Source organism: Ornithinimicrobium sp. (assembly GCF_030537745.1).
Classification (GTDB): domain Bacteria; phylum Actinomycetota; class Actinomycetes; order Actinomycetales; family Dermatophilaceae; genus Ornithinicoccus.
The window spans coordinates 1,818-3,326 of record NZ_JAUNVI010000116.1 but is presented as its reverse complement, the minus strand read 5'-3'; the positions used below and the strand labels follow the sequence as shown (position 1 = coordinate 3,326).

Here is a 1,509-nt window from a genome sequence, read left to right as displayed (position 1 = left end):
TCCTGCTGAGTCACCCATTCAACGACATGTTCAGTGCCGTCGTCGTCGCGGTAGATAGCGTCGGCGCTGACCAGCTTAAGGTCGACGTACCGTTGCCGATCGAGACGCGCGGATGGTGTCCGATCGCGTCGCCGGCATCGCCCACCGCGACGACGAACCGTGCGCCGACGCCAAAGTCGTCGACTAAGTAGCGCGCATGCAATCCCTGAGCGAGCTTGCGCCAGTCGCTCAGTTTGGCCCCGGTGATCTCCTCGCCCGTCAGCATGTCCATGCTCGGGGACACTATCCGCGATTGGCGCCTCGTGCTCGTGCTCATCGCTGAGCCCGCGTCCTGATCACCCGGATCGAGGGGGCGAACACTAGGCCGCTCGCCGGGGCCGTCTGATGCCGACAATTGAAATAGTCCTGCCTACGCGCTATCCGCCGCGGGGGCGGGCGTGCCCGAGATTTCGCTTACTGACGGACAGAACTGGTCCACCCGGCCTGTCTGAGGGGGACGAGGGCACTGAGTAGTGTCAAGATGGCGGCGTGACGTCGGACACGCGGATGGTGGCTTTAGGCTTCGGTAAGTTCGCCCGTGCGAACCGCATCTTCGCGCTCGAGAGGATAACTGGGGAAGAACGTGGCGACGGCCGCCGCACCCGGGTCTGGATAGAAGGAGTCGCCGAACCCTTCATCGCCTCGCGGACCGAGACAACGATGTTGAGGGACATGGGACAGGATGCCGCCATGGTTGGGCCCGAGCTTGACGAAGCGCTAGACCTGGCCGAGCGACTGGCAGCCGCCGCTGATGAAGGACGAGTGGACCTCAGCGATCTTGGTCGTCGAGCTCGAAGACTTCTGGCCTCGACAACTGCGGCTTCATAGGCTCGCGGACACGTCCCCGTTGGTTCCGGGTGAATGGTCAGCCCTTGGCGCCGTCCTACGGCTGGTTTCTATATCGCTGGCTCCCCGTACGCGCGGGTTGGCGACGTCGGAGTTGTCTATGATCACGTCTGCCTTGCCCATTGGGTCCACCCCGGAGCTGTAGATGGGCTCGGCGACGTGGCAGCGATCGCGGTGAACCCGCGAAGCCTCGTCGTATCCCCTCGATCTCTTCGCCGCGTCCCACCCCGCGGGCAAGCGAGGGCGATGGGTCGACGTCGAGCCAAATCCGGTAGTCCCAGTTACCGCCGTACTCGGGAGTGCCGCGAAGACCGTATGGACGATCAGCACCGCATCGGCCGGGCCTAGATGGTGCTGAGGCGATGGCCGACCCCGGTCAGCGGTTCGTGCGCGCCCAGGGTGACCACGCCCGATCCGGCGGGCGCCATCGGCTGCAACAACAGATCCAGGGCCCACGCAAAGTCGTACGCGTTGCGGTAGCAACCCTGAGCCCTGGTCCGGTCGTACCCCCGTCACCGGTGAGGACGGCCGGCTAGTGACCTCAGCCGCGCTGATCCTGTCCGTTGCCTCCATCGCGCTGTCCACCGTCTCGATCATCGACGTCAAGATGCTCGCCACCGCGTT

General features: G+C 64.9%; 2 protein-coding genes. One reads left to right on the top strand and one right to left on the bottom strand.

Annotation, left to right across the window (positions count from 1 at the left end):
- Positions 1-10: 10 nt before the first annotated feature.
- Entirely contained in the window at positions 11-271 is a 261-nt protein-coding gene (locus Q4P07_RS14130) for a 4a-hydroxytetrahydrobiopterin dehydratase (protein ID WP_303375554.1), read from the bottom strand.
- 257 nt (positions 272-528) lie between these two features.
- Here Q4P07_RS14130 and Q4P07_RS14125 point away from each other — a divergent pair, with 257 nt between their 5' ends.
- Positions 529-867, top strand: coding sequence for a hypothetical protein (locus Q4P07_RS14125; protein ID WP_303375553.1), 339 nt, complete (start codon positions 529-531; stop codon positions 865-867).
- The last annotated feature ends 642 nt before the right edge of the window (positions 868-1,509 follow it).